Origin of the sequence: Streptomyces sp. NPDC051987 (genome assembly GCF_040680735.1) — a bacterium.
In the GTDB taxonomy this organism is placed as follows: Bacteria; Actinomycetota; Actinomycetes; order Streptomycetales; family Streptomycetaceae; genus Streptomyces.
The window spans coordinates 63,303-88,079 of the sequence record NZ_JBFAXI010000026.1 but is presented as its reverse complement, the minus strand read 5'-3'; the positions used below and the strand labels follow the sequence as shown (position 1 = coordinate 88,079).

The following is a 24,777-nucleotide window of genomic DNA, read 5'->3' as shown; positions in this document are numbered from 1 at the left end:
CAGGGTCGCCGACCCGAGGTCGTACGGCTGCGGCCGTGGCGGGGTACCGGCTGAGCGCGTGCCGCGCGGTGCACGTCCCGCTGCCCTGGTGTACGGCCGCAGCTACCCGCCGACGCGTCATACCTGAGGCGTACCGGTGAGCGGCGCCCGATTGGTACCGCGGTACCACTCGGGCAGGCAAGTGTCTCCCGTGGTCCCACGGTTCGGGCCGGCCGCGCTCCTAATGTCGACTGCACCGGCCGCGGAGCTCGCCCGGCCGAGTCCGAGGGGAAAGGCAGGCCCACACCCATGATCGAAGCGCGTGAGCTGACCAAGCGGTACGGCGACAAGACCGTCGTCGACGCGCTGAGCTTCACCGTCAAGCCCGGCGAGGTCACGGGCTTCCTCGGTCCCAACGGTGCCGGCAAGTCCACCACGATGCGCATGGTCGTCGGCCTGGACGCCCCCACCAGGGGCACGGTCACCGTCAACGGCAAGTCGTACGCGAAGCACACGGCACCGCTGCACGAGATCGGCACCCTGCTGGAGGCCAAGTCCGTCCACCCCGGCCGCAGCGCCTTCAACCATCTGATGGCGCTCGCGTACACACACGGCATTCCGCGCCGCCGGGTCGACGAGGTCATCGAACTGGCCGGGCTGACCAGCGTGGCCGGCAAGCGCGTCGGGGCCTTCTCGCTCGGCATGGGCCAGCGGCTCGGCATCGCGGCGGCCCTGCTCGGCGACCCCGCGATCGTCATGCTCGACGAGCCGGTCAACGGCCTCGACCCCGAGGGCGTGCTGTGGGTGCGCAACCTGCTGCGCTCGCTGGCCGACGAGGGCCGGGCGGTGATGCTCTCCTCGCACCTGATGAGCGAGACTGCGCTGATCGCCGACCATCTGGTGATCATCGGCCGTGGGCGGCTGCTCGCGGACACCACCGTCGACGACTTCACCCGGGAGGCGAGCGGCGGCGGTGTGAAGGTCGCCACCGCCGAGGCCACCAGGCTGCGCTCGCTGCTGGGGGGCCCGGACGTCACGATCTCCTCCTCGTCCGCCGAGGAACTTTTGGTCACCGGACGCGACGCCCGCCAGATTGGGCGGATCGCGGCCGAGCACGGGGTGGCACTGTACGAACTGACCCCGCAGGCCGTCTCGTTGGAGGCCGCGTTCATGGACCTCACCAGGGACGTCGTCGAGTACCAGAGCCATCCCGTCGACAGCGAGCGAAAGGCAGCCTGATGACCGTCACCGAACTCTCCCCCACCCGGGCCGACTCCCGGACCTACAAGGTCACCGGTCCGCGGGTGCTGCGCGCGGAGTGGGCCAAGTTCTGGTCGCTGCGCTCCAGTTGGATCACTCTCGGCGTCGCCGTGGTCCTGCTGGTGGCCCTCGGCGCGATCGCCTCCGCCACCTACAGCCCCGACGCGACCGCGCAGGGCGGCCCGCCCGGACCCGGCTCCGGCGACCAGGACGCGGTCAGCCTCGCCCTGCTCGGGGTGACCTTCTCATCGCTGGCCATCGGCGTGCTCGGCGTCCTGTTGTCGGCCGGCGAGTACACCACCGGCATGATCCGCTCCACCCTCACCGCCGTCCCCCGCCGCGTGCCCGTCCTGTGGTCCAAGGCCGCCGTGATCGGCCCCATCACCCTGGTCCTGACCACGCTCGGCGCCCTGGCCGCCTTCCAGTTGGGCACCCTGGGCCTGGACGGCGAGAAGATCGCCCTGTCCCTCGGCGACGACGGTGTACTGCGCAGCCTGGCCGGTGCCGGCCTCTACCTCGCCCTCGTCGCCGTCGCGGGTGTCGCGCTGGGCACGCTGCTGCGCTCCAGCGCCGGGGCCATCGCGGTCCTGGTCGGCGTCCTGCTCATCCTCCCGGGCCTGGCCTCCCTTCTGCCCGACTCCCTCTACGACAACATCAACCCCTACTTCCCCAGCAACGCCGGCTCGGCGATGTACGCCCTGCACCAGTCGTCCGACGCCCTCTCCCCCGGAGCGGGACTCGCCGTCTTCGCCGGGTGGGTGGCCCTCACCCTCGCCGGAGCCGCCTGGCGACTGGTGAAGACCGACGCCTGACCTGGGCACGAGGACAATGGTGTCCATGACTACGCACCGTGCCTCGGCCGCCGCGGACCCGGAGCAATGGACGGCCACCGCGCCGACCCCCGGGTTCGAGGCGGCCTGGGCACACCCCCTCCTGGGCCGGCTGCTCCGCGGCCAGAGCCGCCGCCGGCAACTGGATCGCCGCCATCCGTGGCTGCTCGACACCGCGGTGGTGCTGTTCGTGGTGGCCGTCACCCTGCCCGGTCTGCACCGGAGCGACGGCGACACTCCCTTCAAACTCAAGGACGCCCACGACCAACTGCCGCCCGCCGTCCTGATCGCCCTCGTCGCCGCACTCATCGTGCCGCTGTGGTGGCGCCGCAGGGCACCAGCCGTGACGTACTTCGCCATTGCAGCGGCGTCGCTCGCCCAGTGGTCCCTGGGAGTCTGGCTGCCGACCCCCGTCGCCGCGCTCATCGCCCTGTACACCCTGGCCCGCAACGGCTCCTTGCGGATGCTGGGCTGGGCCGTCGCACTGGCCGTCGGCCAACTGCTCCTGGCCGTCTTCGTCCTGGTGCCGATCGAACATCCGCTGCTCGGCGGCTTCTTCATGCTGGGCACCACGACGGCGGCCGTCACCCTCGGCCTGACCCTCCGTATCCGCCGGATGTATCTGGAGGCCTTGGAGGATCGCGCCAGACGCCTGGAGATCGAGCAGGAGCAGCGCGTCCGGCTCACCGCCGCCGCCGAACGCTCCCGGGTCGCCCGCGAGATGCACGACATCGTCGGCCACAACCTCTCCGTCATGGTCAGCGTCGCCGACGGCGCCGCCACCCTCGCCACCAACCGCGGCGAGAAGTCCGCCGAGCCCCTGCGCATCCTCGCCGACACCGGTCGCCAGGCGATGAGCGAACTCCGGCGGGTCCTCGGCGTGCTGCGCGAGGAGCGGGGCCATGAAGAAGACGAACGGCTGCTCGGCCCGCAGCCCGGCATCCGCGACCTGGACCCGCTGCTGGCGCGCGTGCGCGCGGCCGGTCTGCCCGTGACCTACCGGAGTACGGGCGACCTCGACACCCTCGGCAGCGGAGTTCAACTCACCGTGTACCGCATCGTCCAGGAAGCCCTCACCAACACCCTCAAACACGCCGGACCGGGCTCCACCGCCGACGTCACCGTCACCAAGAACGCCGAGGCCGTGCACATCAAGGTCGCCGACACCGGCGCAGCCGCCGCGGCGGGGTTCGGCGAGGCCGGGCACGGCGTCGTCGGCATCCGCCAGCGGGCTTCCATGTACGGCGGCACCGTCACCATCGGCCCACGTGCCACCGGACAGGGCTGGCTCGTCGACGTCGTCCTCGACGTACCCCCGGGAGATCATCAGCCATGACCACCGTCCTCATCGCCGACGACCAGCCCCTGCAACGCATGGGTGTGCGCATGCTTCTGGAGGGCACCCCCGGCCTGACCCCCGTCGGCGAGACCGCGCACGGCGCCGAGGCCGTCCGCATGGCCGCCGAACTCCGCCCCGACGTCGTCCTCATGGACATCCGCATGCCCGGCATGGACGGCATCGAGGCCACCCGCCGCATCATCGCCGCCGGTGGCCGCACCCGCGTCCTCATCGTCACCACCTTCGACCTCGACGAGTACGCCTACGAAGGCCTGCGCGCCGGCGCCGGCGGCTTCCTCCTCAAAGACGCCCGCCCCGAGGAACTCGTCGCCGGCATCCACGCGGTCGCCACCGGCGACGCCGTCGTCGCCCCCCGCCTCACCCGCCGCCTCCTCGACGCCTACACCCACCGGGTCCTGGCCCCCGCGGACACCCCGGCAGCCGAGGACCCCCGCCTCGCAGCCCTCACCGACCGCGAACGCGAAGTCCTCGTCGCCATCGGCCAGGGCTGGACCAACACCGAGATCGCCGAGCGCCTCGTCCTGACCGAGTCCACCGTCAAGAAGCACGTCGGCCGCATCCTTGCCAAGATCGGCGCCCGCGACCGCATCCAGGCCGTCATCACGGCGTACGACACCGGGCTGGTCAGGGCCAAGCCGTAGCCCACCAGGCCCTGCTGCCGGCAGAGGGTCGGAGCAGACCATCCCCCTTGACAAGGACAACCATGCGATGAGCAGTCAACTCCGTCGCACGCCAGAGGTTTTGATAGTCGGTGGCGGCCCTGCCGGACTCTCCGCCGCCGTCCTGCTCGGCCTGAGAGGCGTCGACGTCCTCCTGGCCGAACGGCATCCGGCGGCCTCGAAGCTGCCTCGGGCGCATCTGCTCAACCAGCGCACGATGGAGATCTTCACCGACATGGGCGTGGCCGAGGCCGTCTACGCGCTCTCCCCTCCCGAGGACCGCTGGCACCGGGTTGCGTGGCACACCACGCTGGCCGGACCGGCCGTGCCCTTCGGACAGAAGATCGGGGCACTCCCCGCCTGGGGCGGCGGCCCCGACACCGAGCGCTACGCCCGCGCCAGCCCCTGCCGCTACGCCAACGTGCCACAGCCGCGCCTCGACCCCCTGCTGCGGGCCCGGGCGGAGACCGTGTGCGGACCGGAGAACATCCGCTTCCACCACGAGCTCACCGCCCTCTCCCTCTCCGGTGACGGTGCGGGCGAAGGTGCCGTGGCGACCGTCCGGGACCGGGACAGCGACGAGTCCTACGAGGTCCACGCCCGGTACGTCGTCGCGGCGGACGGCGGCCGGACCTGCACCGACCTGCTCGGCATCGAAATGGACGGGCCCACGGGGCTGCTCGACATGGTCACCGTGCACACCACCATGGACCTGTCGGAGTGCATCTCCGACGACGAGACGCTGCTGTATTACTTCATCAACCCCGACGGCCAAGGTTCGTTCGCCGGTGCACTGTGCTCGATGGGGCCCGATCGCTGGGGGCGCGAGACGACCGAGTGGGCCGCGCACGTTGGCTACCGCACCACCGACGCCGAACGCAGCGATCTGTCCGCTGTCCTCGGCCGCATCCGCCGCATGCTCGGCGTCCCCGACCTGGACATCGAGGTGCACGCGGTCAGCCACTGGGAGTTGGAGGGCGTGGTGTCCCGGCGCCAGCGGCTGGGCCCCGTCTTCCTGGCCGGCAACGCGGCCCACCGGCACCCGCCGACCGGCGGGCTGGGCCTGAACACTGCGGTCCAGGATGCGCATAACCTCGTCTGGAAGCTGGACGCCGTCCTGTCCGGCCAGGCCACCGACGCCCTGCTCGACAGCTACGAGACCGAACGCCGCCCGGTGGGCGAGTTCAACGTCCGGCACTGCCTCACCAACGCCGGCGGACACGCCCGCATCGCCGCGGCACTCGGTCTGCGAGCTGCCCAGAGCGAGGAAGAAGGCTGGGACGCCGTCACCGAGTGGTTCGCGGACACCTCCGAGGGCGACGCCAAACGTGCCGCGGTCGCCGAAGCGGTCGCGAGCAACGCCGACGACTTCAGTCAGCTCGCGGTGGAACTCGGCTATCACTACGACGCGGGTGCGCTGGTCCCCGACGGCACACCCGCGCCAGAGGGAAGGCACCCACTGCGCGACTACGTGCCCACCACACGCCCCGGCCATCATCTCCCCCACGCCTGGCTCAGCCACGACGGATCCCGGCAGTCCGTGCACCAGCTGATCGCCCCACGCGGCCTCACCCTGCTCGTGAACGCCGAGCACGCCCACCGGTGGGCCGAGGCCGCGCAGGCGGCGGGCGACACCGGAGCGACCGTGCACGTCCGCGTCATCGGCGCCGGCGCCGAATGGACCGACCCCAACGGCGAATGGGCCGCCGCCCGCGAAATCGACAGCAGCGGGGCACTGCTCGTCCGCCCGGACCGGCATATCGCCTGGCGGGCACCCGACTGGTCCGAGGACCGCCCCGCCGAACTCCGCCGGAGCGTGTGCTCGGTGCTCGGCCTCCAGCCCACACAGCCCATACCCGCGGTCCCGTCGATGGAGTGACCACGCGTATCCGATCAGGAGCGGCGCATTCAACGACGGCCTGTCCATGCAGATCGCACAGGTCAGCGACCCAGCGCACCTTCGGTGGGCGCCGCGGGCGTATGGTGCTTCCCTCCTCGCGGCACATATTCGTCCGCCCGGTGCCGCACATGGACCAGCACACCTGGACTATGGCGCACGCGGAAGCCTTCCGCCTCTTCGGCGGCGTCCCGCGGCGCCTGGTCCCGGACACCCTGAAGGCGGGGGGTGGACAAGCCGGACCTCTACGACCCGCAGATCACCAAGTCGTATGCCGAACTCGCCTCCTACTACGGGGCGTTGGTGGATCCTGCCCGCGCGTCGAAGCCGAAGGACAAGCCCCGGGGCGGAGCGGCCCATGCCCTGCGTCCGCGACTCGTTCTGGAGCGGACTCCGCGAACTCATCCGGCCCGACGTGCTCATCCTCGACGACTTCACCATGCGCCAGCTGTCCCCGTCCGGCCGACGCCCCCTACGAACTCGTCTCCGAACGGCAGGGCCGGTCCCTGATCATCACCAGCAACAGGGCGCCCGGCGGCTGGTATCCCCTCTTCCCGAACCCGGTCGTCGCGGAGTCCCTCCGCGACCGGCTGATCGACGCCAGCCACCAAGTCATCATGAACGGCCCCAGCTATCGGCCCCACAGACGACCGAAGGGCCCCACCGACCCGACCAAGCCCCCGGCAAAAAAGGCGAAACCACCTCAGGGGTTGGGCAACTGCGTGGCCACAGCCCCCTGAGGGACCACCGTCGACACACTCCGGCTCACAGCCACCGCTGAGCGGCTTCGACGCTGTCACCGCCGCTCGTGTTGAACGCGATCGCCGCCTTCGGCGCATGCCGTCGAACCAGATTCACGACCTGTTCAAAGAGCGGCATGAGCGGCTCCGGCTTGCGGATCCCACCCCCGATGACGACGACGTCCCAGCTGTGCTCGGACAGCGCCGCAACGATCGTCGACTCGGCCGACTCGTCCAGCCCGATCAGCGTCATGGACGCATCGATGGCCTGATCGCCGAATCTGGCCAGTTCCTGCTCAAGGGCCGCTCCGATGGCGTCTCCGTCCATCCCGGGCACTGCACGGGGGTCGATTCCAAGAACAAGAACGCGGGGCACGCCCAAGAAGACGATCAGCCGATCGTCCAAGTTCCCGACGCACGAGGCCGGTGCCTCCATCGGAGGGACGACTCCCTGAGCGATGTCCCGTAAGTAATCCTCGATGTGCTCACCCCAGGCACTACCCAAGGGCTCGTCTGCGCCGTTCGGGTGTCGGCGCGTGGGCCGTGGTCGGCTCTGGAAGCTCCGTGGACGGCGAGTCCTTCGCCATGTGACGCGCGCCGACGGTGGGGTGACGCGGGTCACATTCGTCCATGTCACAGGGTGTCGGGCTACCTCGTCTCAGGGGGTGTACCCACTGACGACCACAGAGGAGCACACCATGGACGCGCGACTGAACTACTTCGCCAGCCCGACCGCCGGCAAGGCCCTGAAGCACTTCATGTCGGCGGGCAAGGCGCTCAAGGACTCGCCGCTGCCGGCCGTGACGCAGGAGCTGGTGGCACTGCGCGTGAGCCAGATCAACGGCTGCGCCGTCTGCATCGACATGCACACCAAGGAGGCCGCCGCTGCCGGCGAGACCTCGGTGCGGCTGCACCTGGTTGCGGCGTGGCGGGAGGCCACGGTGTTCACCGAGGCCGAGCGTGCTGCGCTGGAGCTGGCGGAGCAGGGGACCAGGGTCGCGGACGCGGCCGGCGGGGTCAGCGACGAGGTGTGGGCCCGGGCCGCCAAGCACTACGACGAGGAGCAGCTCACCGCCCTGGTGATGCTGGTGTCTTTCATGAACACGGTGAACCGGCTCAATATCATCACCCAGCAGCCGGCCGGCGACTACGTGGTTGGGCAGTTCCACTGAGCCGCGGTACGGTCCGGGGCCCGGGATGGGCCCCCGGACCCGGAAACGGGACGTTGCCCCCGTCCGCCGCTTGACCGAATGATCGTCTGAAGACGCCCGCGTCGGCCAGCACGGCCGGGGCTAAGAGGACCTCAAGGGAGAGTGGGCGTGAGCAAGGTCGATGAGTTCGAGGAGCTGCGGCCGCTGCTGTTCTCGATCGCCTACCGGATTGTGGGCAGCGTGGGCGAGGCCGAGGACGCGGTACAGGAGACGTGGCTCCGCTTCGACGCCTCGACGACCCGGATCGCGTCACCCAAGGCGTTTCTGTCGGCCACGGTGACGCGGATTTCGATCGACGTGCTGCGCTCCGCACGGGTGCGGCGGGAGGAGTACGTCGGACCGTGGCTCCCCGAGCCGCTGCTCAGCGATCCGTACCAGGACCCGGAACGCTCGGCGGAGCTGGCCGAGTCGGTCTCGATGGCGGCGCTCTTGCTGTTGGAGCGGCTCAGCCCGCTGGAGCGGTCGGTGTTCGTGCTGCGGGAGGTGTTCGCCTTTGGCTTCGACGAGATCGCCGCGACGGTGGGGCGGTCGGAGGCGGCGTGCCGGCAGCTGTTGGTTCGGGCGCGGCGGCACATGCAGGCCGGGCGGCCACGGTTTGAGGCGGACCGTCAGGAGCGTCAGGAGCTCGCGACGCGGTTCTTCGACGCGTTGAAGGGCGGCGACGTGGGCGGGCTGCAGAATCTGCTGGCCGCCGACGTGCAGCTGGTCGGGGACGGCGGTGGCAAGGCCCCGCAGCTGGCCAGGGCCGTCGTGGGTGCCGAGAACGTGGCCCGACTGCTTGCCGCCGTCTACCCGCTGATGGCCCGGATCGACGTGACGTTCGAGCCGCACGAAGTCAACGGCCAGCCGGGCGCGGTCTTCCGCGACCGGGACGGCAAGGTCCTCCACATCCTGGCCCTCGACATGCTCGACGGGCAGATCCAGACCATCCGCTCGGTCATCAACCCTGACAAGCTGGGCCACCTCGGCCCGGTCGCCGACGCCTGGGCCATCGACCACGAAATGAAACAGGCCCGTCGGCAGATGAACTGACCTCGACCGTGGTGAAGACCTGGTTGTTTACCAGCAGCTCACGTCAGCGGCAGGCAGCGTGGCCAGTTCGCCTGTCCGACGACGGTTGAGGTTGTGCAGGCGGGCGATGCCACGCATCGCCTGGTGCACGCCGCCACCGCGGAGGCGGCAGTCACGCAAGATCTTCCAGGCCTTCATGCGGGCGAAGACGTGCTCGACGCGGGCCCGGACCTGTTCGTGGCTCTTGTTGTGCGCCTGCTTCCAGTCGGAGAGTTCCTCGTCCACGCTGCGACGACGGTGAGGGATGACGAGTCCCGTTCCGCGGTAGCCGCCATCGGCGATCGTGACGGTTCTCCCGACAGCGCCCTTTCGCGAAGTCGCCGGTCACCTACATCGACGCCATTCTCGGCTGGCCGTCCTACACCTGGCAGAGCGTGCACGACGTCTTCGCCCAGTACATGCCGACCTGGCCGGCCGGGGCGAAGTCCTACCCGACCCGGATCATCGGGAATGCCGCCAGCGCGGTGGTCTTCTTCACCAACACCCCGGGACTGTTCGGCCCCTCGGAGCTGCGCACGATCGGCGTCGTCAACTTCCGGCACGGCAAGATCGTGCGCTGGGTCGACTACTGGGACGGTCGGCATTACGGGATCGCCAATCTCGACGCGGTGAAGCTGCCGGACGACCAGTTCCCGCCGGACTTCAAGGAATCCACCGTCGGTGAAACCGCCGCACCGCGCCTGAAGCGCGTCGTCGACGATCTGGCCACGGCGCTGCGCGCCGGCGATGCCGCGCACGCCGCGGCGCTGTTCGCACCGGACGCCTCCCTCACCGACCTGGTCTCCCATGTCCAGGTCGTCGGACGGCGCAGCATCGCCTCGTTCCTCGGCAACGCCGGCAGTCAGCTTCCGTTCGTCGGACCGGGCACTGCCGTGCGGCACGTGGTCGGTGGCACCGCCGGCGGCGGTTACGAATGGACCGCCACCGGACAGGTGCCTCGCGGCATGAGTGCGATCGAGCTGGACCCGTGGGGAAAGATCACCAACCTCACGTCGGTCTGGGACGGCGCCCGGGCCAGCGACGATCAGCTCCTGCACATCGCCGCGGCAGCCCTCGAACACTGAGAACGCCCCGGCCGGGACATCCCGCGACCGCGAGAAGCTGCGCACCCACCGGCCGACGTGCCGGGCGGTCTGACCGCCCGGCACCAAGCCTTTCGTAGGCGCAGACCAGCTTCTGGAGGACAACCCAGCGGGGCGTCGGTCAGTGGCAGGGCCACGACCGCCAGGACCTGAGTACCAGCATCGATGTCAGTGGTGCCTGGCATGGTTCGGATCATGTGCGACGGACTGCATGACATCGACTGGGCGTCGATGGGGCACGCGTACGGCTCGGCCGAGGGGGTGTCGGCGCTGCTGCGGGCGCTGCGCTCCCCGGATGCCGGGGAGCGCAGCACGGCACTCGATCGCTTCTACGATGCGATTCACCACCAGGGCGACGTGTACCCGTCCACGGCAGCCGCTCCGCCCTTCCTGTGCGAGCCGGCCGCTGATGGCGCCGCGCCCGATCGGGCGGCCGTGGTGGCGCTGTTGGTCAACATCGACCGCGAGTCTCTGGAACGGGGCTTTGAGGACGACGGCACCGAGATCGAGTACTACCCGCCGACAGGCTTCGGGCAGGCCGTCGCCTTCCTGCGCGAGCGGGGAGGGGAGTTCGTCGAACTCGCCCGCGACGCAGACCCGGACGTACGCCTGGCCGCGATTGCCGGCCTCGGGCTCTTCCTTGACGACGCCGACCGGGCCGCTGCAGCACTGCGCGAGCGGCTGACCGCCGATCAAGGTGCCGCGGCGCGGCTGCGGATCATGGAGGCGGCGGCCACCCTGGCACTGCGCCTGCCGGCGGCCGCGCACCAGGTGACGGACTGGCTTGCCGGGCTCGCCGCCGACCCCACCGGCGCTCCGGTGATCCGGCTCGCGGCCCTGATCCAGCGGGCCCGCTGCGCTCCGGATGCGATCGGCGAGGACGTCGTGCCGGCAGCCCTCGGCGCGCGGCGAGTGGCTCCTTGGCCGGGGCGGCGATCTCACGACCACACCACGGATGCGGCCGATCTGCTCGGCGAGATGGGGCCGCCCGCGTCCGCGGCGCTGCCGCGCCTGCGCAACCTCCTGGTTCACGACCACGAATGGGTGCGGGTGCACTCCGCGGCGGCCCTCTGGGAGGTCGGCGGCGAGGCGGAGGCACCGGCCGTCTTGAACGCCCTGCTGCCGGCCATGGCCAAGAACCCCGCGACGGCCAACCACGTCGTCGGCTGCCTGGACCGCATGGGCCCTCTCGCGGCACCGGCCCTGCCCCTGCTCCGCGAGCATCTGGCCCTGCCCCGGCGCGGCGGCAGGTTCCAGAGCATCGAGCGCGACGAGGAACTTCAGCGGGTGGGCCGTACGGTCATTGCCCGCCTCGCCACTCCCGACGAGTTCGCCACCCTCGTCGTCGGCTGACTCATCTGCCACCGCCGAAGGAGAGACATGTCTTTTCCCGAGTTTCCGCAGCCGGCACCCGGCGAGGTGCTGTTGCTCTGCACGTGCTACGAGGACGGCCGGGCGCTGTGGGGCGGGCTCCTCGACGAGATCGCAGCCCGCCGGGAAGACGACGGGCTCGTCCTCGAGGGCAGCAGGGTGCGGCTGCGTATGGTCGAGGACAGCGCATGGGACCACGTGTATGGGGGAAACCTCCCGGCGCTTGTTTCCGGCAGAAGCCCCGTGCCGCCGGTCGTCGTTATGGCGGACATCCCGGTGGTGTACGGCGGGGACGGCCCCCTGCTGGTGGACCTGGCGGCGATACCCGGCCGCGGCGTCCGGATCCCGGCGGCCCGGCTCGGCGAGATCCTCGCCGACCTGCTGGACGGCACACTCGCCTTCGACGACCTGGTGCGCGACATGGACCGGTACGGCATGTACCAGGGCGACGGCGGCCGGCCGGCCTTCCCCACGCCCACGTCGACACCGCCGTACAGGTCCTTCCCGCCACTTCCCTCCACCGCCGCCGCCCTGCTGGTCCGCACCTGCTTCGACGACCAGACCGGCTGGCAGGCCCTGCTCGGCGAACTGGGCGGGACAGACGCGGACGGCTGGGTCAGCGCGGACCTTGACCCGGACGAGATCGACGAGGAGCACTACCCGTTGACAGCGCTGGTCGTCGACGACCCTGCCTTCGAAGGCCTCCAGTCGGGCCAGGTCCCGGCGCTCGTCCCGCCCGACGAGCACACCACACTGGTCGCTCTAGCCGACGCCCGGACCTTTACCGAGCCCGGACGGCCACTGACCGTCGTCGACCTGTACGACATCCCGGGACGGCAGGCCGTCCTTCCCTGCCGTGAGGTCGGATCCATGGCGTGCAACCTGGAGATCGCCAACATGGACTTCTACGAGTTCGTCGCCGATGTCGGCCAGGGCGGCAAGGTCCTTGGGTAGCTGCTCGTCGTCGTTGTTCGAAGGCGCGGGTCGGGAAGTTCGCCGGGTTTGACCGGCACGATGTCAATGGTGGGGGCGTCCTGCTTCACGACCCGGTCGCCGGTTGGCTTGAGCCGGCGATTAGCCTCGGCGGATGATCCCTGCGCGGCATCCGAAAGTCATCACTCGTCACAGCGACAGCCGAATCCTTGCCTACACGGTGGACTCCGGCACGTTCGGGACGCTGGAACCCGCCGCGGTGTTCCAGCCGCAGGCCGACGACGAGGTCGTGGAGTCGACAGTCCGGCCCGATCTTGAGCGCGTCGTGTACACAACCCTCAACAGGGCGGTCTGTCTCACGCGCACTGGTGACCTCGTCTGGGCAGCTGACTTCGAACCGCGCTCCGACGTGCGTCATGGCCACCGGCCCGGCTGCAAGCTGTCCCTGGACGGCCGGACGGTGTGGGTCTACCGGCCGGACGTGATGGCGGGACGCGGCGGCGCAGACCAGTGGATCGTGCACGACGCCGACAGCGGGGAGGTCCTCGCCCGGTGGGAGTTGGAGACGGTCGGGCACGGTGCCGAGCACCTTGTGCACCCCGTGGACGGCAGCGTCTACCTCGACATCGGAGAAGGCCAGGACGGCTCTGTCGTTCTCAGAGGCACGATCACAGCTGCCGGCGAGCCCGATTTTGTGACGTACCCGTGGAGCGACCGGATTCTCATCGACCTGGCGCCGGACGGCCAACAGTTCATGACCGTCGACCACGGACAGGAAGACGTCGCCTTCCACCGCCACCCCACCGGTGAGGTGCTCTTCACCTTGCCCGTCGAGACCTTCGGGTACGACCCGCAGGAGACCTTCGTGGAATGGAGCGGCGGCTACCTGACCCCGGATACAGCCATCGTCACCCTGGGCGGACAGACCGAAGATGAGGAAGAGTGGTTCCGCTACCACCTGATCGACGTACGCACCGGCACACTCAGCGGCGACATCACCATCGACGCGGACAGCCCGTACGAACTGGTGCCCTTGGGCGAAGGCTCCTGGCTCACCCATGGCCCCGCCGGCCATCCCGTCCGCTGGCCCCACGCTCCGCAGTCATCCCCATCGCCACGACAGGAACGCTGACGGACGCACTCCGGCGGAGCTCCCCACCTCCACCGGAAGATCTGTCCGGCCACAACCCCCGGGACCCGCTGGCGTTGGCACATGGTGAGCCGCCACCGGGGCAACAGCCGCCGGTGCCTCGACATGACCGTAAGCGTGGAGCACCTGGAGAACTTCCGGGTCAAGGGTCCTCCGCCTCGCCCGCTACGGCCCAGAGGAGCCCACGACACCCGCACCCCAACTCATGGAGGGGAGCCTGCCCCAGCCGTGATCCGCGGGGTCGAACGAAAGGGCGGAGAAGTTGGCACCTCGGGTGGGGAAGCACGTGATCGTCGACATCCTCCCGTTCACCCGATGCCGAAGCCCCCTGTTGCCTGCGCGCGCTCCACCGCGCCCGCCAGCAACCTGACCAGCTCGTCGACGACCGGTGGCCGGGCGCCGGGTCGGCTGACTGCGAGGATCTCCCGGTGGAGCGGGGCGGTCCCGGGGGGCAGCGCCACCCGCTCGACTCCGGTGTCGCGCCCCGCACCGAGGAGCGTCGCCGGGATCAGGCCCACCGCGAGACCGGCGCGGATCATGACGAGCATGCTGTGCAGGTCCTCGGTCTCCAGCGTCACCTGGGGTGCGATCCCGAGCTCTCCGGCCCAGCGGTGCAGGAGCCGCCGGTCGGGGGTGTGGGCATGGCCCGAGACCCATTCCCGTTCCAGGCAGGCGGCCAGGTCCACCGGGCGCGGGTGCGCCGGCTCGGCACGCGTGACCAGAACCAGTTCCTCGCGCCCCAGAACGGTGATCGTCAACGCGTCGTCGGAGGGGGCCGGCGGGTCCTCGGGCAGGTAGCGGTAGGCGATGAGCAGGTCCAGGTCGCCCGACTTCACCCTCGGCAGGCCCTCGTGCGTCTCCACGACGACGACGCGGACACGGGGACCCGGGCGGCGGGCCTTGAGCGTGGACAGGACGTCCGGGAGCAGGTGGCTCATCGCGCTGGGATAGGTCCCGACGCGCAGTTCGGCGATCTCACGGCGTGCGATGCGGTGGGCGGCGTCCTGGAACCGCGCGGTCGCGTCGAAGAGCGTCTCGGTCGCTCCGGCGAGGGAACGGCCGGCCGCGGTGAGGATCAGCCGGCTGCCAGGGCGGCGGACGATCAGTTCCACGCCGATGTCACGTTCCAGCGCGGCGATGTGCTGGGACACCGCCGAGGGCACATAGCCGAGCTCGGCCGCGGCCTCGGCCATCGAGCCGCGGCGCACGACGGCCAGGAAGGTGGCGAGGAGTTTCAGGTCCGGCTGGGACTTCACGGTTCATGAACTCTCTCTTCGGGATCCATCGCTTTACGTGTCCGCGCGGCCGACGCCAGAGTAAGCCCATGGCCATCGACCTCACCGCTCTCCGGGCTCATTTCCCCTCCCTCGGCACCGGCCTCGCCTTCTTCGACGGACCGGGCGGAACACAGACCCCCCGCCCCGTCGCCGACGCCATCGCCGCGACCCTGACCGGCCCCTTGTCCAACCGCGGCACAGTCAGCGCCTCCGAGCTCAACGCCGAGCGCGCCGTCGCGGACTTCCGCGCCGCGTACGCCGACCTGCTTCACGTGCCCGCGGACGGCATCGTCCACGGCCGCAGCGCCACCCAGCTGACGTACGACTTCTCCCGCCACCTGGCCAAGGGCTGGAAGGCCGGCGACGAGATCGTCCTCAGCCGCCTCGACCACGACGCCAACGTCCGCCCCTGGCTCCAGGCGGCGGAGCACGCCGGAGTGACGGTGCGCTGGATCGACATCGACGCGGTGACGACAGAGCTCGACCTCGACTCCTACGAGCGCGCGCTCTCGCCCCGGACCCGGCTGGTCGCGGTGACGGCGGCCTCCAATGTGCTCGGCACCAAGCCGCCCGTCCGGCACATCGCCGACCGCGCCCACGAGGTCGGCGCCGTGGTGTACGTGGACGGCGTGCACTACGCCGCGCACCACCTGGTGGACGTACCCGCCCTCGGCGCGGACCTGTTCGTCTGCTCGCCGTACAAGTTCCTCGGACCGCACTGCGGGGTCCTCGCGGCGGCGCCCGACGTCCTCGAAACCCTGCGCCCCGACAAGCTCCTGCCCTCCCCCGACACCGTGCCGGAACGCTTCGAGTTCGGCACGCTGCCGTACGAGATCCTGGCGGGCGCCACCGCGGCCGTCGACTTCCTCTCCGCCCTGGACCCCGGTGCGGCGGCCACACGCCGGGAGCGGCTCGCACATTCCCTGGGAAGCCTGCACGAGCACGAGCGAGTGCTGCGGGCGAGGCTCGAAGAAGGTGTGCGTGCCCTGGGAGGCGCCGTCACCCTGCACTCGAAGGCCCCCGACCGCACACCGACCCTCCTGATGACCCTCGAAGGGCGTGACGCCCGCGAGGCCCAGGCCCACCTGGCCGCACGCGGCGTGGTGGCTCCGGCCGGGTCGTTCTACGCGTACGAGCCCTTCGCCGCGCTGAAGCTGGTGGATCCCGCACTGCGCGCGGGGCTGGCTCCCTACAACACCACGGACGACGTGGACCGCTTCCTGGACGGCCTCGACACCTTTCTCTGACCGTCGCCCGGCGGGTTGTCCGGCGCATGCGAGCAGGGCCTGGTGAACGGGACGTTCGGCCACCCGCGTGTGTCACTGCCTGGCTCACCGGTGAAGGCGCGCCCACGCGTCGAGGGGGCGGCTACTCTCCCGTGCCGGGTGCGCTGCCGTGGCGGGCAGCCGGGTCAGCAGTCGGCGGCGAGTGCGTTGGTGTCCAGGGGTGCTGCGGTGCGGGCGGCGATGTGCTCGACGGTGACGCCGGGGGCGGTCTCGACCAGGGCGAGGCCGGCCTCGGTGACGTCGAGGACGCCGAGGTCGGTGATGATCCGGTGGACGCAGCGCTCGCCGGTCAGGGGCAGGGTGCACTCGTCGAGGATCTTCGGGCTGCCGTCCTTGGCGGTGTGGTCCATGAGGACGACGACGCGGCGGGCGCCGTGGACGAGGTCCATCGCGCCACCCATGCCTTTGACCATCCTGCCGGGAATCATCCAGTTGGCGAGGTCACCTGCGGCGGAGACCTGCATGGCGCCCAGGACGGCGGTGTCGATGTGGCCACCGCGGATCATCGAGAAGGACAGCGCGGAGTCGAAGAAGGAGGCACCAGGCAGCACGGTGACGGTCTCCTTGCCCGCGTTGATCAGGTCCGGGTCCACCTCGTCCTCGGCCGGGTACGGGCCGGTGCCCAGGATGCCGTTCTCGGAGTGCAGGACCACCTGGACGCCGGGCGGGAGGTGGCCGGGGATGCGGGTCGGCAGGCCGATGCCGAGGTTGACGTAGGAGCCGTCACTGAGTTCGGCGGCGGCGCGGGCGGCCATCTGGTCGCGGGTCCAGGGCATCAGCTTCGTACCGTCCTCTTCTCGATGTGCTTGTCGGCGGCCTCGGCCGGGGTGAGCTCCACCACCCGCTGGACGAAAACTCCCGGCAGGTGAACCGCGTCGGGGTTCAACTCACCTGGTTGCACGAGCTCCTCCACCTCGGCGATGGTGATGCGGCCCGCCATCGCGGCCAGCGGATTGAAGTTGGCGGCGGCACGGCGGAAGACCAGGTTGCCGTGGCGGTCGCCGCGCCAGGCCCGTACGAGGGCGAAGTCGGTGGTGATGCCGTGTTCCAGGACGTGCGGGCGGCCGTGGAAGGTGCGGGTCTCCTTGGGCGGTGAGGCGACGGCGACCGTACCGTCGGCGGCATGGCGCCACGGCAGTCCGCCGCGGGCGACCTGGGTGCCCACCCCCGCCGGGGTGTAGAAGGCGGGGATGCCCGCTCCCCCGGCGCGCAGGCGTTCGGCCAGGGTGCCCTGCGGGACCAGTTCGACCTCCAGTTCGCCGGAGAGGTACTGGCGGGCGAACTCCTTGTTCTCACCCACATAGCTGCCCGTGACACGGGCGATCCGGCCGGCGGCGAGCAGGACGCCGAGTCCGCGGCCGTCCACACCGCAGTTGTTCGACACGACCTGCAGACCTGTCGCGCCCTGAGAGTGAAGGGCCCGGATGAGCGCCTCGGGGATACCGCTGAGGCCGAAACCCCCGACGGCGAGTGACGCGCCGTCGGGGATGTCGGCGACCGCCTCCGCGGCGCTCGCAATTGCCTTGTCCATGGGTGGGAGAGCCTTTCCGGTCTTGCTAATGGCCTACGGCGTCCGAGATCGGCTTGGCGCCGCCGTGCGCGGTGAGACCGCCGTCCACGGGGATCTCTGCGCCGGTGATGAACGCCGCGTCGTCGGAGAGGAGGAAGGTGACAAGCGGGGTGATGTCGTCGACGGTGCCGGTGCGGCCGAGCGGTGTCCCGGCGAGGTTGGCCTCGCGAAAGGCGGGTGCGGCGGACGCGGTCATCTCGGTCTCGATGAAACCGGGGTGAATGGTGTTCACGCGGATGCCGCGTGGACCGAGTTCCATGGCAGCGGTGGCCGACAGGCCGCGCAAGGCCCACTTGGCGGTGGTGTAGGCGACCGGGTAGTGGGCGGTCAGTGCCGCCGAGGAGCCGACGTTCACAATGGATGATCCGGGACTCATCAGCGGTGCCAGGTGCTGTATGCCCAGGAGCGGCCCGGTGACGTTGACCGCGTACACCCGCGCCATGTCCTCGGGGCGTACGTCGTCGATGCGGGCGCGCCAGGTGACGCCGGCGTTGTTGACCAGGCCGTTCACCTGTCCGTACGCCTCCCTCAGTTCGGCGGCGAGTTCGGCCCAGCCACGCTCGCTGGTGACGTCGAGTCGGCGGCAGGCCGGTGATTCGGCCACGTCGGTGGCGATCACGCGGGCGCCCTCGCGGGTCAGCGCCTCGGCCTCGGCGGCGCCCTGGCCGCGGGCCGCGCCGGTGACCACGACGACCTTGCCGATCAGCCTCTTGGGGTGGAGATCGGTCACGGCCGCTCCCGGGAGCGGCGCCGGCCGGCCGGCAGCGGCATCGGGTCGGTCCCCGCGACGACCGTGTTGGAGACGCTGCCGATGCCCTCGACGGTGAGGGTCACCGTGTCGCCGGGCTTGAGCGGTGCCGGGTCCTGTCTGCCTCGTACGCCCCAGATCTCGGCGAGGCAGCCGCCGTTGCCGCAGGTGCCGGAGCCGAGGACGTCACCGGGGCGGACCCAGGTGCCGCGGGAGGCGTAGGCGACCATCTCCTCGAAGGTCCAGCTCATGTTGGACAGCAGGTCCTCGCCGACCACCTCGCCGTTCACCGAGGCGGTGAGCGCGAGGCGCAGGAAGCCGTCCGGGTCCCGGTACCGCTCCAGATCGTCGGCGGTGACCAGGTACGGTCCCAGCGTGGTGGCGGTGTCCTTGCCCTTGCAGGGGCCCAGACCCACTTTCATCTCCGCCGACTGCAGATCGCGCGCCGACCAGTCGTTGAAGACGGTGTAGCCGACGATGTGGTCGCGGGCCTGCTCGGGGGTGAGGTCGCGGCCCTCGGTGCCGATCACGGCGGCGACTTCGAGTTCGAAGTCGAGCACGCTCGAGCCCGGGGGCACGGGGATGTCGTCGTGCGGGCCGTACACCGCATACGGGTTGGTGAAGTAGAAGGTGGGCGCCGCGTACCACTGCTCCGGTACGCCCGCTGTGCCGTCGACGGAGCGACGTACGCCTTCCACGTGTTCTTCGAAGGTGACGAAGTCCCTCACGGTGGGCGGCTGCAGCGGCGGCAGCAGGCGTACCTCGGAGACATGCGGTCCGGTCGGGAGGTCGAGGGTCCAGGCGCCCGCCTCCAGCAGCCGGGGCAGGCCGCCGCCCTCGGCGAGCAGGCCGGTCAGGGAGCTGACTCCGGGGAGAGGGCAGAGGGTGCCGTCCTCTTCGACGACGGCCACGTGGCGTCGGTTGCGATGCTCGTACGCGGCGAAGCGCATGGCGGATTCCTGTCGGAGGGAGGGGCGGACCCGGGGGCGCGGCGTGGTGGTCAGGGCAGCTGACAGGGCCACCGCGTCCCCGGGAACTGGGGGTGTCGCCGGTCAGACCGGCGGGGCGACGAAGACGCCGCGGTCGACGTCGTTGAAGGACTCCTTGGTGACCAGCTCGTTCATGGGGTTGGCGGTGCCCCACTGGTCGGTGACCTCGGGCTGGGAGAAGTCGTAGACGTGCGGGTGCCAGGTGTCCTCGTCCAGCAGCTCCAACTCGGTGGTGTACTCCACGGTGTTGCCGTGCGGGTCGAGGAAGTAGGTGAAGGTGTTGTCGCCCGCCATGTGCCGGCCGGGCCCCCAGATCTTGTGGAAGCCGGCCCGTATGACCCGGCCGGAGCCGCGCATGTACTCGTCCAGGCCGCGCATCTCGAAGGAGATGTGGTGCAGCGATGTGTGCGGGCCCCTGGCGAGGGCCATGGAGTGGTGCTGGTTGCTGATCCGCATGAAGTGCATGACGTCGCCGATGTGCGGATGGCCGAGCGTGTCGGACAGGCGGAAGCCGAGGTGGGTCTCGTACCACGCTTTCGTCCTGTCCAGGTCCGGGGAGTTGAGGACCACGTGGGACAGCTTGACCGGGATGGACTCCTTCTCCTCGATCTTGCGGTGCTGCCTGACCTCGACGTCCGCGGACACCTCGATGGTGCGTCCGTCGACGTCGAAGAAGCGGAAGCCGTAACCGCCGCCGGGAGTGTCGAGCTTGCCCGGCTGGGAAATCAACTGCACACCTCCCGAGAGCAGTTGCTCGGCGAGCGCGTCCACGTCGGCCGCGCTCGCGGCGCCGTAGGAGACCAGGTCGAGGCGCTTCTCGTCCGCCTTGCGCAGTCGGACGACGTACCTTTCGGGGCTGCCTTCGGCGGCCAGGAAGGAGATGCCGGAATCCTCTTCGACCTTGGTCAGGCCCCAGACGCCGGCGTAGAAGTCGAGCTGCTTGTCGTAGTCGGGCACGGCGAGGTCGACGTGCCGCAGATGGGTGAGCAGTCGGTGGGACATGTGGGGGGATCCTCCTCAGGCGAGGTTGAGCAACGCGGCGGCGTTTCCGCCGCGTACGGAGTGGAAGTCGGCGTCGGGCAGCCGGGCGGCGCGCAGTGCGGCGACAGGGTCCTCGGTGCCCATGTCGAAGGCGTAGTCGGAGCCGAGCAGCACCCGGTCGGCTCCCGCGACGCGGATCAACTCCCGCAGCACGTGCGGGTCGTGGACGAGAGAGTCGAAGTACAGGCGCTTGAGGTAGCTGCTGGGCAGGTGGGCACAGCCGGTACGGGCGTCGGACCGGGCCGACCAGGCGTGGTCGGAGCGGCCGATGTGGGTGGGCAGGTAGCCTCCACCGTGGGCCGCGAGGATCTTCAGGCCCGGGTGGCGGTCCAGCACACCCGAGAAGATCAGGTGTGACAGCGCGACGGCGTTCTCCACCGGCTGGCCGACGGTGTTGGACAGGTACCACCGGTCCAGGCGCTCGTCGAGGGTGCAGCCGAAGGGGTGCAGGAAGAGGATCGCGCCCGCCTCCTCGGCGCGGGCCCAGAAGGGCTCGTACGCCGGGTCGGACAGCTCTCGGCCGGGGGCGTGGCTGGAGATCTCCACCCCCAGCAGGCCTGTCTCCAGGGCGTGTTCGAGGGCGCGCACGGTCCGGTCGGGGTGCTGGAGGGGGACGAGGCCGAGCCCGTGCAGCCGCGCGGGGGCCTGGGCACAGTGGGCGGCCGTCGCCTCGTTGGCGAGCCGGCAGGCCTTCTCAGCCGTCTCCTCGTCCGCCCAGTAGTGGTAGTGCGAGGGGGACGGGCTGACCAGCTGCACGTCCACGCCCTGCACATCCATCGCGGCCAGCCGTGCGGTGACGTCGGTCATCCGCGGGGCGCGCTCGCGGACCATGGGCCCGCTGACGGCGAGGGCCGCAGGACCGTTGCGGCGCGCGTCGAGGGCGCGGGCCTCGGCCAGCCCCGGCAGGTCCGCCACCAGGGCATCGACCTCGGGCAGCAGGACGTGCGCGTGCACGTCCACCGTGGGGACGGTCACGGCAGCTCCTTCAAGAGGTTCATCGTGCGGCTGATCAGCCCGGGCACGTCGGCGTCGTGCACGCCGTCGAGCTGCCACTGGCCGATCTGCACGGACGCCTCTACGACGGCTCGCACCCGGGGGACGCGGCGCTCGTGGTAGGCCTGGAGCAGCTCGTCGTCCCAGTCTCGGCCGCTGGTGAGCAGCTCGGCCAGGACGAGGGCGTCCTCCAGGGACATGGCCGCGCCCTGGGCGAGGGTGGGCGGGCAGCAGTGGGCGGCGTCGCCGAGCAGCACGATGCGGCCGCGGTGCCAGGATCCCTCCACGAGCATGCGCGTGAACCAGGTGTAGTTGACCTTCTCCGGGTCGGTGATGTGCTTGGTGATCTCCGGCCAGACACCGCCGTACCGCTGCGTCAGGCGGCGCATCTCGTCGGCGTGGTCCGCCGGGTCGACGGAGGCACGCGCGCGGCACCCTTCGACGACGAACGCGTAGATGGTGTTCTCGCTGGTGGGCGTGTACCCGGCGATGTAGGCCGGCCCGCCGTAGGTGAGGTCGCTGCGTTCCACACCGTCGGGGCGCGGGGCCGCGACGCGCCAGATGGCCATGCCCGTCGGCTCGGGTCTCTCGCTGATGCCGATCGAGGCGCGGGTGGCCGAGTTGAGGCCGTCGGCGGCGATCACGAGGTCGTAGCGGCCTTCGGTGCCGTCGCCGAAGCGCACCAAGACACCGTCGGCGTCCTGCTCCAGGGTCTCGGCGGTGGTGCCCAGGCGGACGGTGGCGCCGGAGGCCCGGACCGCGTCGATGAGGATCTGCTGAAGCTGGGGCCGCTGCATACCGAGCGTGGCGGGCAGATCGTCACCGCCGGTCCTGATGTCCTGCGCGACGTGCAGCTCGGTGCCGTCGGGGGCCGTGATGCCCAGCGTCCCGAAGGGGAACCCGGAGGATTCCACCTGCTCCCACACGCCCAGTTCGCGCAGCACGCGCAGGGCGTTGCCCTGGAGGGTGATGCCCGAGCCGGTGGTGGCGTTCCAGTCGGGCCTGGCCTCGATCAGGTCGACGGCGATGCCGGCGCGGCGCAGCAGGACGGTCACGGCGTTGCCGGAAGCGCCACCGCCTATGACCATGACTCTGCGGGTGGGGCTGTCTGCCATGTCGGGGATACCTCCCGAGTCGGGCCGCGCGGCATCGGGCGGCGAGGGTGCGGCTCGCCCGCCGCGGAGGCGGGCCAGTGGGTGTGAGCGGTGGAGGGCCGGATGCGCCGACGCTGTCCGGGGAGGACGCATCCGGCCTGTTCTGTGGGCTACTTGACGGCGACGGGGTTGACGGGAGAGCCGACGGCTCCGGTGATGGGGAGGGGCGCGGCGGTGAGCCAGAACTCGTGGACCCCGTCGGCCGCGCAGTCCGCGGCGAGGGCGTCGGGGTCCCACATCTCGCCGATCAGGAGGCCGATGTGCGGGATGGCGACCTGGTGCAGGGGCTGGAAGGCGTGGTCGAACTCGTTGGGGCGTACCTCGAAGCCCCAGGTGTCGGTGGCGATCGCGGCGATCTCGGTGCGGTGCAGCCAGCCGGCGGTGGTGAAGGACAGTCCGGGCGCGGGCCCGCCGGCGTAGTCGCCCCAGCCGTCGCGCCTGGCACGGGTGAGGTGCCCGGTGCGGACGAGGACGATGTCGCCGCGGCCGACGCGCACGCCGTGGGCCTCTGCGGTCGCGTGCAGGTGCTCCTCGGTGATCGCGAACCCGTCGGGCAACTCGCCGTCGCTGCCGATGACGCGGCCCACGTCCAGCAGCACCCCGCGCCCTGCGACGTGCGGCGCCATGTGCTCGATGCCGGTGACGAGGTCGCCGTCGGAGGTGACCGTGGTCGCCGCGTCCCGGCCGTTCCACGCCTTGCCGTGGTCGAAGATGTGCCCGAGCCCGTCCCACTGGGTGGAGCACTGGAGCGGCATCGCGATCACGTCGTCGGCACCGCCGATGCCGTGCGGGAAGCCCTGGTTGCCGAGGGCGGCGTCGGTGCCGGTGTCCAGCATCGTGTGCACCGGATTGGTCCGCCGACGCCAGCCCTTCTGCGGGCCGTTCATGTCGAACCGCTGGGAGAGCGAGAAGCTCACGCCCCGCCGTACCAGCGCGGCGCCCTCGCGGCGCTTGGCCGCGTCGAGGAAGTTCAGGGTGCCCAGCACGTCGTCCGCTCCCCAGCGACCCCAGTTGGAGCAGGCCTTGGCGGCCTCGGCGATCGCGGCCTCGGGGTCGGCGCGGTTCACGCGGTCTCCCCGACGCAGCGGGTGCGCTGCATGCCGAGACCGGTGATGGAACCCTCCATGACGTCACCGTCGCGCAGCAGCCGCCCCCAGTGGATGCCGTTGCCGGCCGGGCTGCCGGTCAGGACCAGGTCGCCGGGCAGGAGCCGGGCCGTCTGGGAGACGTAGGACACCAGTCGCGCGACTCCGAAGAGCATGTCCTTGGTGGACTCGTCCTGCATGGTGTCGCCGTTGAGCTTCAGATTGACCCGCAGGTCGCCGGGGTCGGTGATCGATTCGGCGGGGACGATCCAGGGGCCCAGCGGGGTGAAACCGGGCGCGTTCTTGCAGCGCAGCCAGTCCGTGCCGATGGCCTTCATGTCCCGCCGGAACACCGTGGCCCGGTCGGTCAGGTCGTTGGCGATCGTGTACCCGGCGACGTACTCCAGCGCCTCCGCCTCGGACACCCGATGGGCGGGCTTGGCGATCACGGCGGCCAACTCCAGCTCCCAGTCCGGCTGTTCGGCCCAGGCGGGGAGCACCACGTCGTCGTACGGGCCGGTGATCGCGCTCGGCAGGCCGAGGAAGACGTACGGCAGGTCCTCGGCCGCCCGGCGGTCCATCACAGCGGCGATCTCCGCTCGCGCCTCCTCCACCGTGCGCGGGTCGTCGGGAGAACGGTGGGCCACCTCCAGGTCGATCACATGCTGGCGGTAGTTCGCACCCGACTGGAAGATCTGCCGCGGCTCGACCGGCGCGTGCACCCGCAGGCCCTCCAGCGGCCGCCAGTCCAGGGCGTCCTCATCCGCCAGGCTGCGCAGGACGGGCAGGGTCTCCTCCCACCGTTCCAGGACGGAGCGCACGTCGGCCGGCTCCCAGGCCAGGGCCTTGCCCAGGGCCTTGCGCAGGTCCAGTACCCGGGCCCGGACCACAAGACCGGGGAAGGGGTGTCCGTCCGGGGTGGACAGCGTGCCGAGCGCGAACGGGCCAGCAGGTTGCGCGAGTGTTGCCATGAGATTTCCTCCCGCTGAGTTGCGGTCTACTCTGACCTGGATCGCCAGATCGCGGAAATGAATCCTGTGGATGAGCGCCATCCATGAAACGAATGCCTAAGTTCAGTCAGGTGGTGCCCG

At 70.6% G+C, this 24,777-nt stretch carries 24 protein-coding genes and 2 pseudogenes; 14 read left to right on the top strand and 12 right to left on the bottom strand.

The genetic code is table 11. The annotated features are described in order from the left end of the window. Window positions 1–288: 288 nt before the first annotated feature. The 7 genes and pseudogenes from AB0M11_RS16835 (at window position 289) to AB0M11_RS16805 (ending at window position 6,725) form a co-directional block, all read left to right on the top strand. On the top strand, window positions 289–1,218 hold the full coding sequence (locus tag AB0M11_RS16835; protein WP_365705978.1) for an ABC transporter ATP-binding protein: 930 nt from the start codon (window positions 289–291) through the stop codon (window positions 1,216–1,218). Then, window positions 1,218–2,051, top strand: a complete 834-nt coding sequence (locus tag AB0M11_RS16830; protein ID WP_365705976.1) for an ABC transporter permease — start codon at window positions 1,218–1,220, stop codon at window positions 2,049–2,051. The genes AB0M11_RS16835 and AB0M11_RS16830 overlap by 1 nt, the downstream gene beginning before the upstream one ends. Before the next feature lie 25 nt (window positions 2,052–2,076). Continuing rightward, the gene (locus AB0M11_RS16825; RefSeq protein WP_365705974.1) at window positions 2,077–3,405 is read left to right on the top strand and encodes a histidine kinase; all 1,329 of its coding nucleotides are present in this window, start codon (window positions 2,077–2,079) and stop codon (window positions 3,403–3,405) included. Then, window positions 3,402–4,070, top strand: a complete 669-nt coding sequence (locus AB0M11_RS16820) for a response regulator transcription factor (RefSeq protein WP_365705972.1) — start codon at window positions 3,402–3,404, stop codon at window positions 4,068–4,070. Before AB0M11_RS16825 ends, AB0M11_RS16820 begins: the two co-directional genes overlap by 4 nt. A gap of 67 nt (window positions 4,071–4,137) precedes the next feature. Then, window positions 4,138–5,967 (top strand): FAD-dependent monooxygenase, encoded by a 1,830-nt coding sequence (locus AB0M11_RS16815; RefSeq protein WP_365705970.1) that lies wholly within the window; start codon window positions 4,138–4,140, stop codon window positions 5,965–5,967. 101 nt (window positions 5,968–6,068) lie between these two features. Then, window positions 6,069–6,376, top strand: a pseudogene (locus AB0M11_RS16810) (IS21 family transposase); the annotation flags it as partial. A 115-nt stretch (window positions 6,377–6,491) separates the two neighbouring features. Then, a complete protein-coding gene (locus AB0M11_RS16805; RefSeq protein ID WP_365706015.1) occupies window positions 6,492–6,725 on the top strand; it encodes an ATP-binding protein in 234 nt (77 codons plus the stop codon). A gap of 25 nt (window positions 6,726–6,750) precedes the next feature. Here the strand turns inward: AB0M11_RS16805 and AB0M11_RS16800 are convergent, their stop codons facing one another. Further along, on the bottom strand, window positions 6,751–7,101 hold the full coding sequence (locus tag AB0M11_RS16800) for a hypothetical protein (protein ID WP_365706013.1): 351 nt from the start codon (window positions 7,099–7,101) through the stop codon (window positions 6,751–6,753). A gap of 322 nt (window positions 7,102–7,423) precedes the next feature. Here AB0M11_RS16800 and AB0M11_RS16795 point away from each other — a divergent pair, with 322 nt between their 5' ends. Beyond that, the gene (locus AB0M11_RS16795) at window positions 7,424–7,897 is read left to right on the top strand and encodes a carboxymuconolactone decarboxylase family protein (RefSeq protein ID WP_365705968.1); all 474 of its coding nucleotides are present in this window, start codon (window positions 7,424–7,426) and stop codon (window positions 7,895–7,897) included. Window positions 7,898–8,044: 147 nt separating this feature from the next. Next, a complete protein-coding gene (locus AB0M11_RS16790; protein WP_365706011.1) occupies window positions 8,045–8,968 on the top strand; it encodes an RNA polymerase sigma-70 factor in 924 nt (307 codons plus the stop codon). Between the two features lie 27 nt (window positions 8,969–8,995). Here AB0M11_RS16790 and AB0M11_RS16785 read toward each other — a convergent pair. Next, window positions 8,996–9,316, bottom strand: a pseudogene (locus tag AB0M11_RS16785) (transposase); the annotation flags it as partial. A gap of 65 nt (window positions 9,317–9,381) precedes the next feature. Here AB0M11_RS16785 and AB0M11_RS16780 point away from each other — a divergent pair. The 4 genes from AB0M11_RS16780 to AB0M11_RS16765 all read left to right on the top strand — a co-directional run bounded on the left by AB0M11_RS16780 (window position 9,382) and on the right by AB0M11_RS16765 (window position 13,525). Beyond that, the gene (locus AB0M11_RS16780) at window positions 9,382–10,071 is read left to right on the top strand and encodes a hypothetical protein (RefSeq protein WP_365705966.1); all 690 of its coding nucleotides are present in this window, start codon (window positions 9,382–9,384) and stop codon (window positions 10,069–10,071) included. 213 nt (window positions 10,072–10,284) lie between these two features. Continuing rightward, a complete protein-coding gene (locus tag AB0M11_RS16775) occupies window positions 10,285–11,442 on the top strand; it encodes a hypothetical protein (protein WP_365705964.1) in 1,158 nt (385 codons plus the stop codon). Between the two features lie 27 nt (window positions 11,443–11,469). Continuing rightward, the gene (locus AB0M11_RS16770) at window positions 11,470–12,414 is read left to right on the top strand and encodes a hypothetical protein (RefSeq protein WP_365705962.1); all 945 of its coding nucleotides are present in this window, start codon (window positions 11,470–11,472) and stop codon (window positions 12,412–12,414) included. A gap of 133 nt (window positions 12,415–12,547) precedes the next feature. Beyond that, entirely contained in the window at window positions 12,548–13,525 is a 978-nt protein-coding gene (locus tag AB0M11_RS16765; protein WP_365705960.1) for a hypothetical protein, read from the top strand. A 326-nt stretch (window positions 13,526–13,851) separates the two neighbouring features. On the opposite strand, the gene AB0M11_RS16760 is transcribed toward AB0M11_RS16765, so the two are convergent. Continuing rightward, a complete protein-coding gene (locus AB0M11_RS16760; protein ID WP_365705958.1) occupies window positions 13,852–14,799 on the bottom strand; it encodes a LysR family transcriptional regulator in 948 nt (315 codons plus the stop codon). A 68-nt stretch (window positions 14,800–14,867) separates the two neighbouring features. Here AB0M11_RS16760 and AB0M11_RS16755 point away from each other — a divergent pair, with 68 nt between their 5' ends. Continuing rightward, window positions 14,868–16,067, top strand: a complete 1,200-nt coding sequence (locus AB0M11_RS16755) for a cysteine desulfurase-like protein (protein WP_365705956.1) — start codon at window positions 14,868–14,870, stop codon at window positions 16,065–16,067. 164 nt (window positions 16,068–16,231) lie between these two features. Here AB0M11_RS16755 and AB0M11_RS16750 read toward each other — a convergent pair whose 3' ends face one another. From AB0M11_RS16750 to AB0M11_RS16710, 9 genes are all read right to left on the bottom strand, one after another. After that, window positions 16,232–16,882 carry a CoA transferase subunit B gene (locus AB0M11_RS16750; RefSeq protein ID WP_365705954.1) on the bottom strand — a complete coding sequence of 217 codons (651 nt, stop codon included), beginning with the start codon at window positions 16,880–16,882 and terminating at the stop codon, window positions 16,232–16,234. Next, the gene (locus tag AB0M11_RS16745) at window positions 16,882–17,637 is read right to left on the bottom strand and encodes a CoA transferase subunit A (protein ID WP_365705952.1); all 756 of its coding nucleotides are present in this window, start codon (window positions 17,635–17,637) and stop codon (window positions 16,882–16,884) included. The genes AB0M11_RS16750 and AB0M11_RS16745 overlap by 1 nt, the downstream gene beginning before the upstream one ends. Window positions 17,638–17,662: 25 nt before the next feature. Then, entirely contained in the window at window positions 17,663–18,406 is a 744-nt protein-coding gene (locus AB0M11_RS16740; protein ID WP_365705950.1) for an SDR family oxidoreductase, read from the bottom strand. Beyond that, complete coding sequence (locus tag AB0M11_RS16735) at window positions 18,403–19,374, bottom strand: fumarylacetoacetate hydrolase family protein (RefSeq protein WP_365705948.1); 972 nt, start codon at window positions 19,372–19,374, stop codon at window positions 18,403–18,405. The genes AB0M11_RS16740 and AB0M11_RS16735 overlap by 4 nt, the downstream gene beginning before the upstream one ends. Before the next feature lie 102 nt (window positions 19,375–19,476). Further along, window positions 19,477–20,415: a VOC family protein gene (locus tag AB0M11_RS16730; protein WP_365705946.1), complete on the bottom strand. Its 939-nt coding sequence runs from the start codon at window positions 20,413–20,415 to the stop codon at window positions 19,477–19,479. A gap of 15 nt (window positions 20,416–20,430) precedes the next feature. Next, window positions 20,431–21,429 carry an amidohydrolase family protein gene (locus tag AB0M11_RS16725; protein ID WP_365705944.1) on the bottom strand — a complete coding sequence of 333 codons (999 nt, stop codon included), beginning with the start codon at window positions 21,427–21,429 and terminating at the stop codon, window positions 20,431–20,433. Continuing rightward, on the bottom strand, window positions 21,426–22,562 hold the full coding sequence (locus AB0M11_RS16720) for an FAD-dependent oxidoreductase (protein ID WP_365705942.1): 1,137 nt from the start codon (window positions 22,560–22,562) through the stop codon (window positions 21,426–21,428). The genes AB0M11_RS16725 and AB0M11_RS16720 overlap by 4 nt, the downstream gene beginning before the upstream one ends. Before the next feature lie 149 nt (window positions 22,563–22,711). Continuing rightward, on the bottom strand, window positions 22,712–23,668 hold the full coding sequence (locus AB0M11_RS16715) for a cyclase family protein (protein ID WP_365705940.1): 957 nt from the start codon (window positions 23,666–23,668) through the stop codon (window positions 22,712–22,714). Next, window positions 23,665–24,657: a fumarylacetoacetate hydrolase family protein gene (locus AB0M11_RS16710; protein ID WP_365705938.1), complete on the bottom strand. Its 993-nt coding sequence runs from the start codon at window positions 24,655–24,657 to the stop codon at window positions 23,665–23,667. The genes AB0M11_RS16715 and AB0M11_RS16710 overlap by 4 nt, the downstream gene beginning before the upstream one ends. Window positions 24,658–24,777: the final 120 nt, after the last annotated feature.